The sequence below is a fragment of the Rodentibacter mrazii genome, from assembly GCF_001998825.1.
In the GTDB taxonomy this organism is placed as follows: Bacteria; Pseudomonadota; Gammaproteobacteria; order Enterobacterales; family Pasteurellaceae; genus Rodentibacter; species Rodentibacter mrazii.
This window is the reverse complement of sequence record NZ_MLHG01000012.1, coordinates 94,068-101,438: the sequence shown is the minus strand read 5'-3', so window position 1 is coordinate 101,438 and position 7,371 is coordinate 94,068. Positions and strand designations below refer to the sequence as shown.

Sequence of the window (7,371 nt, the reverse complement as noted above, 5' to 3'; positions counted from 1 at the left end):
TTCCTGTATTAATCTATATCCTTCAAATCCGTTATCCGGATAAGGAATAAGTGATTCATTTTTATCAAAGCCTATCGAACTAATGATACCAAGAGGAAGATGAATTAACTTATCTCCTGATTTTACATAAATTTTTGTTAAATAATTAAAAAGCCATTGATAACAAGTCAATGCGCTATAATCACTACCCGAGAGATAAAACGATAATTCATCACATTGTAATGATGAAAAGTCACCATCTGTTATATTTTCTAAATCTAATTCAATTATCGCCGACTCAGTACCGGATGTACCATTTACATGGTTTAAAACTAATGGATAAACAGCAACATCCATCGTTGTTTGAAATTGACAAGCTGTACCGTCAACAGGTTTTGATGAAACAAACGTCCCCTTTGGTATAACATGCTTTGTACTGATTGCTCTTTCTTTCGGTTGAAAATTTAATATTGCACAACTAGGTAAAGGACGAAGATAATTTGGCCAAAGAAGCTGAATCATAGATTGAGTAATCTCTGGTAAATTATCTTTTAATTTTTCTTTTAAACGAGCTGTCAAAAATGCAAAAGATTCAATAATTCTTTCGGCTTCAGGATCAATTATGTCATCAGATAAAAAACGGGATAAATGTGGATAGCTCTTTGAAAAATGCTGACCATCTTTTTTAAGAAAATCTAATTCAGCTCTAAAAAACTCTTTCAAAGACATCTACACAACCTTAAATTTCTTATTTGAACTATCAAGAATAATATTTAACTCGGTTAGTTCATTTTTTTGCCTTAATAACACAATACAAGTGATTCGGAAATTAAGTTGAAGTACATCATATATATTGGGAATATATTCTATTCTTGTTATCCGAACTCTAGGTTCATAACGATCCAAACTTGATCGAATATCTGAAATAATGGTCTGACTCAAGCTATGCGTTGTCGCAGTTGCGTCATTAAAGTCTTTTAAACCAAAATCGGGTGCACATAACGTACACCCTTCTTTTGAATTTAGTACTAGTTCTATGTTCTTTTTTATTGAACGGATTAAATCACTAACAATTTCAGCCTCAGTCTTTCGCTTAATGACATCAATATTTTGTGGTGCTGCTTTAATCCTATCCCAAAATCCCATAAAAATAACTACTTGTTATTATCAATATCTAATCGACCAACAAGGGAGAGATCAAAGCTAGCTCCCATGTATTTAAAGTGCGGTCGAACTGATAAAGAAACCTTATACCAACCTGGTTCACCTGCCACATCCGAAACTTCAACTTTCGCAGAACGTAAGGGACGACGACTACGAACTTCCGAAGGTGGGTTCTCCTGATCAGAAACATACTGCTTCAACCATACATTTAATTCTCTTTCAAGATCTTGACGTTCTTTCCAAGAACCAATTTGTTCACGTTGTAACACTTTTAAGTAGTGTGCCAAGCGGTTAACAATGAACATATAAGGGAGCTGTGTACCAAGTTTATAATTTGTTTCTGCCGCTTTCCCTTCTTCTGTGTTAGGGAATTTTTTAGGTTTTTGTACAGAATTTGCAGAGAAAAACGCAGCATTATCACTTCCTTTACGCATCGTTAAAGGGATAAATCCCTCATCTGCCAATTCAAATTCTTTACGATCTGTAATCAATACTTCTGTTGGTATTTTAGCTTGAAGTTGACCAAATGACTCAAATAAATGCACTGGAAGATCTTCAACAGTACCGCCACTTTGCGGACCAATAATATTTGGACACCAACGATATTTAGCAAAACTATCTGTAACTTTTGAAGCCATTAAGAATGCAACATTACTCCACAAATAGTTATCATGTTTACCATTAATACCTTCTTGGTAATTAAAGGTTTTAACCGGATTTTCAATAGGATCATAAGGTAAACGAGATAAAAAACGAGGCATAGTTAATGCCAAATATTTCGAATCCTCAGACTCTCTTAAAGATCGCCATTTTGCATAACGAGGTCCCTCAAAAATATCTTTGACTTCTTTAATTTCAGATAAAGAGGCATAACTATCTAAGCCAAAAAACTCTGGACCTGCTGCAGAAATAAACGGCGCATGAGACATCGCTCCAACAGAAGATACATATTGTAATAATTTGATGTCTGGAGCAGATGGGGTAAACGTATAATTTCCTACAATCGCAGCAACCGGCTCTCCACCAAATTGACCATAATTAGCAGAATAAACATGCTTATATAAACCACTTTGTGTTATATCAGTTGCATATTCAAAATCATCAAGTAGTTCTTCTTTACTGACATTTAATACTTCAATTTTGATGTTTTCACGAAAATCTGTGCGATCAACAAGCAACTTTAAACCACGCCACGCAGATTCCATTTCTTGAAATTTATCATTGTGGAGGATTTCATCTACTTGATTACTAATCTTTTCATCAAGACGAACAATCATTTCATCGATTAATGTTTTATTCACAACAGTGTCCGTGCTATCTGATTTCAGCATTTCAGAAATGAACTCTGCAATACCACGTTGTGCAATACTATAATCTTCATTTTCCGGTTTAAAACGAGTTTGCTCCATCACCTGATCAAGTAAACTTGTTGTCTGAACGTTCTTCTCAGTCTGTGCAGTTTGATTTTTAGCAACCATAGCCTTACCTTATTCTTTTTCTAAAATGATAGCCAACTCTTTTTCCAATGATTCTCTTGCGTTTGGATCAGCAATAAGCTCTTGTAATTTATTTCTAAATGCAGGAATATTTCCCATTGGTCCTTTTAAGGCAAGTAGTGCTTCACGCAATTCTAGAAGTTTATTCAGTTGTGGAACTTGCTTCGCAATATTATCCGGTGAGAAATCAGCCATACTTTCAATTTTAAGGCTCACACCAATATCTTGATTTTCAGCATTTTCTTCCAAGCGATTTGGCACAGCCACATCAATACTAAGATTTGATTGTTTCATTACTGCATCAAAATTGTGTTTATCAACAGAAACGGTTTCTCTTTCTTCTAAGCTTAACTCTTCAACAGAACCTTTAAAGTCTCCGGTTACAAGAAGTTTCAGAGGTAATTCAACTTCATCAGTCTGCCCCTCTGTAGCGGGTGTGTACTTAATATTGATTCGCTCTTTTGGTGCGACAGAACCTGTTTTTGACATATAAAACCCTCTTCAAAATTAAACTGTTTTCTGACTTTTACTAAAAACAGTGGTATAAAATTATCCAGATTATAAAAAATCCCTTTGGCTAAATCAATGCCATAAAGCAATATAAATATAAGATGAACCTTACACATTTTATACATTGTCTTCACTTTTTTCTTCTAACTAAACAATAAAAACACTCAATTACTTGAGAAAATTTCATCATTTTAGTTTAGAATGTGCAAATTACACTTTACAAACAGGAGAAAATATGTCAATTCGTCGCGTGATTGTGATTGGAGACAGAACCACTCACGGTGGAACAGTCCTACAAGGGTCGCACTCTATGACAGCGGGAGGTAAGAATATTGCTTTACAAGGCGATCTTGTTGCGTGTCCTCTGTGCAAAGGCAATTTTCCTATTACCGAAAGTTCATCAAAAATGTCGGCAAATGGCAGAGGGATCGCATTAGAGGGAATGAAAACCGCTTGTGACGCAGAGCTTATTGCCTCTCAATCGCTTGTTAAAGCAGAAGAATAATTTCAAACGTTAAACTTACATAAAACGTATTTAATAGGAATCTCTAAATGGCAGCACAATCTGATTATCGCTACAGCCTAACGGTAAATGGCACTACCCAATTCGATGTTATTCGTTTCGTTTTAAGAGAACAACTATCGAGTTTGTTCTGCCTTGAGCTTGAAATCGCAAGTTTTGGAGCCGAACCTGATTTTCTCACCATTATCGACCACAATGCCACACTCACTTTTTGGCAAGGCGAGCAAGCCGTTCGTCATGTGAATGGTATTGTAACGGGCTTTAATCAAGGGGAAACCGGCTTTTCCCGTACACGTTATCACATGGTAATTGAACCTTCTCTCTGCCGTGCCAATTTGCAAACCGATTTACGTATTTTTCAGCAACAAGACAGTCAAAAGATCATTGAAACCCTACTTCAAAAAAACTATACGTATCAAAGCCGGTTTCATCTACAAACGCCCTATTGGACCCGGGAATACTGCGTACAATACCGCGAAACCGATTTAAACTTTATCGAACGCCTAGCCGCAGAAGAAGGCTCCTACTATTATTTTGAACATACCGAAGATAGTCACACTCTCCACTTTTCTAACGATACCGCCCTCTCCCTAAAAAAAGGTGACTTGATTTATAACGCCATGCCTGCCGGTGAACGTCCTGAAGCAGCAGTATGGCGTTGGACCTACGAAGAAAAACTCACCTCAACCCTCCAAACCTTACGAGACTACACTTTCACTAACCCTCGCTATAATCAAGAACACCAATCTATGGTGCAAGGCGCAAATGTATTGGGAGAACCCCGTCAAGGGCGCTATGAGCGTTATGACTATCCGGGACGTTATAAACGTGATGCACAAGGCAGACCTTTTACCCAATACCGTTTAGACTATGAACGCCGTGAATCCGAACTCGCCTTTGCCCACAGTGATGATTTACGCGTTCAGCCCGGCTATGTGTTTGGCTTAACCGGTCATACCCGTGATGCTTTTAATCGTGATTGGCTCATTGTGAGTGTGGACCATTACGGGTGGCAACCCGGCGTATTGGAAGAAGAAGCAGGTGAAGACGGCAATCGCTATGAAAACCACATTAAACTCATTCCAAGCACCACCCAATGGCGTCCGACTCCCCAACCCCGACCGGTGGTTGAAGGGGCGCAGATGGCTCATGTGGTCGGTCCTGCCGATGAAGAGATTTACTGTGATGAATGGGGACGGGTGAAAGTCCAATTCCCTTGGGACCGGGAAGGACAAAACAACGAACACAGCTCTTGTTGGATTCGGGTCAGTCAAGGCTGGGCGGGCGCTCAGTTCGGGCATATTGCCATTCCCCGTATCGGGCATGAAGTCATTGTCGATTTCTTAGAAGGCGACCCGGACCAACCGGTGATTACCGGTCGGACCTATCACAGCACCACCGAACCGCCTTATGCCTTACCCGAACATAAAACCCGTATGACCATTAAATCCAAAACCCATAAAGGCAATGGCTTTAACGAACTGCGTTTTGAAGATGAAAATGGTAAAGAGGAAGTCTTTATTCATGCAGAACGGGACCAAAATAATGTGGTGAAAAATGATGAGACCACCCAAATCGGTCACGACCGTGCCGAACAGGTGGGACATGATGAAACCATCCACATCGGCAACAACCGCACGGAAACCGTCGGGCAAGATGAATCCTTAACCGTCGGGCGTGACCAAGCCAATAAAATCAATCGGAATCGGATGACCAAGATTGAAAAAGATGAGGTGCTCAATATTGGTAACCATCTCGCCATGGATGTCTATGCAAACCAAGAGGCAACAACCGGTCGGGACTATAAACATATTGTTCAACGCAAAGCACAACTTGAAGTGGGGCAATTATTAAAGCATCACACCAAACATGCCAAGATGGACGCAGAGACTAAAATGCGTCTTGCCGGTCCCGGTGGGACCATTATCATTGACGGCAAAGGGATTACCCTTAAAGGCAAAGTCACCGTCAAAGGCGATTTAGTCACCACCGGCGGTGCACCGGATAAAATTGAAACCCTTTCTTTTTTAGCCAATGAGGGTGAAGGACTTTGTCAGGTATGTGAAGCCATGAAAAATAAGAAAAAAGCTGAGAAAAACTAAGCTGTTTAATCGTGAGGTTAAAGTGCGGTCAATTGATAGGGTATTTTTTTATTTAAAACAATGCGAAAATCTACCGCACTTTAACATTCATTTTCATTCCCAAACCAAACACAAATTATCACCATGCTAATCAACGACCCGATACCCCAACCCCCACCACAAATCCGGCTGACCCATTATCATCTAGCCCGACACAACAACCCATCCTCACACGCACGGCATTCCTGCTTTGTCTTGCCGAAAATACCGAGGATTATTACCGACAAATTCACGCTTACCTTGACGAAAACCAACTTGACGGACAGGCACAACTCGCCCCGCTCCCCATTCAAATCTGGTTCACCCGACACGGTTTTGACGCCAAACCTTGGCGTGCGGCACAACAGATTTTAATAAGTACTCCTCTACTCTGTTTATATACGCAAGAGGAAGCCGAACAACACGGACAAGATGTTGAATCCTATCTCAATCAACATTCCGTACACTTTACTCCCTTTACCGAGTTTATTGCGCCTACTGTATTGCCTGATGAAGTGTGGTCAAGTTTCTTTGCGGATTTTGAAGGGTTGGGTGAATATCATCACATTCTGAATCAAGCGGCTCATAAAAAAGAGAGGGAAAGGGAAAAAGAAAGAGAAGAAAGCAAAAGAAAAGAAGCGCAAGAAAAACAAAAGGAAACGCCCCCTCAAAATCCACCGCACTTTTACGCCGTAGTCGATTGCGCCAAAGCTGTCAGCTTTCCTTCACGATTGGAATCTGCCGGACGGCTTGAAAACCTCTATACCGGCAAAGTCGGGCAAATGCTTGAAGACCAAGCCCCTTACCTGTTGGAATTTGACCCATACCAACAAGAAACCGTAGCATTCTTACAACGTCTTTTCCGCAAAGCCGACAGCAAAGTATTCAGCCATTGGGCGATTAATCCGGTGATTTTTATTAAAAGCCGAAAATCTTTTGATGAGGTTTATCACCACCTACGAAAATGGACACATCTTTACGACCCCAAAGCAGAAAAATGGTACTTCTTCCGATTTTACGACCCATTGGTCCTCAATCGTTATCTACCACAACTGACCCATTATCCCGCCCGGTTGGCCGCACTATTTGGGGTGAAAACCGACATAAAAGAAAACGGGCTGGCAGAAAAAGACGACACAACACCGACAAACCCAACACAAGAACAAATCATTGAAGCCTTTGGATTGCGGGTGGAAGAAGAGTTTATTTGGTTTAATTTAAACCCGTTACCAGAAAATACACAACCTGTGAAGATTGAGTTAGGAGAAGTGGAGCGGAAGGCTTTTGAACAACTATCTTGGGAAAAATTAAGTAAAAAATTGATTACTATGTTACTTCCTTATTTTCCTGAAGTTTCTGAATCTCAAGCGCAAGGTTGGTTGAATGAATATAAACAAAGCCGAACTCTTACAGAAAATATATCGGAAAGGGAATATTGGACGTATTTAAGTGGTCGCGCTATTGCAGAAGAGAAAGGATTGGATTATTTTGAATTGCTGTTGCAACATCAATCAGAAAGCGGACACCGACATCTTAATGCAGTACAATCATTATTAGATAAATTAATTTAAAGTAAAAC

Annotated in this window: 7 protein-coding genes; 3 read left to right on the top strand and 4 right to left on the bottom strand. The window is 39.9% G+C overall.

The annotated features are described in order from the left end of the window. The 4 genes from BKK47_RS01850 to tssB form a co-directional block, all read right to left on the bottom strand. Positions 1–708: type VI secretion system baseplate subunit TssF (locus tag BKK47_RS01850; RefSeq protein WP_143529563.1), on the bottom strand; the 708-nt coding region annotated here is incomplete at its 3' end. Further along, positions 709–1,125, bottom strand: a complete 417-nt coding sequence (gene tssE, locus BKK47_RS01845) for a type VI secretion system baseplate subunit TssE (protein WP_077493222.1) — start codon at positions 1,123–1,125, stop codon at positions 709–711. It abuts the gene before it with no gap. Between the two features lie 8 nt (positions 1,126–1,133). Continuing rightward, a complete protein-coding gene (tssC, locus tag BKK47_RS01840) occupies positions 1,134–2,621 on the bottom strand; it encodes a type VI secretion system contractile sheath large subunit (protein WP_077493221.1) in 1,488 nt (495 codons plus the stop codon). A gap of 9 nt (positions 2,622–2,630) precedes the next feature. After that, complete coding sequence (tssB, locus tag BKK47_RS01835) at positions 2,631–3,128, bottom strand: type VI secretion system contractile sheath small subunit (protein WP_077493220.1); 498 nt, start codon at positions 3,126–3,128, stop codon at positions 2,631–2,633. A 256-nt stretch (positions 3,129–3,384) separates the two neighbouring features. Here tssB and BKK47_RS01830 point away from each other — a divergent pair, with 256 nt between their 5' ends. The 3 genes from BKK47_RS01830 to BKK47_RS01820 all read left to right on the top strand — a co-directional run bounded on the left by BKK47_RS01830 (position 3,385) and on the right by BKK47_RS01820 (position 7,363). After that, positions 3,385–3,654, top strand: a complete 270-nt coding sequence (locus BKK47_RS01830; protein WP_077493219.1) for a PAAR domain-containing protein — start codon at positions 3,385–3,387, stop codon at positions 3,652–3,654. Between the two features lie 47 nt (positions 3,655–3,701). Next, on the top strand, positions 3,702–5,774 hold the full coding sequence (locus tag BKK47_RS01825; protein ID WP_077493218.1) for a type VI secretion system Vgr family protein: 2,073 nt from the start codon (positions 3,702–3,704) through the stop codon (positions 5,772–5,774). A gap of 521 nt (positions 5,775–6,295) precedes the next feature. After that, the gene (locus BKK47_RS01820) at positions 6,296–7,363 is read left to right on the top strand and encodes a DUF4123 domain-containing protein (RefSeq protein WP_244149098.1); all 1,068 of its coding nucleotides are present in this window, start codon (positions 6,296–6,298) and stop codon (positions 7,361–7,363) included. Positions 7,364–7,371 lie beyond the last annotated feature (8 nt).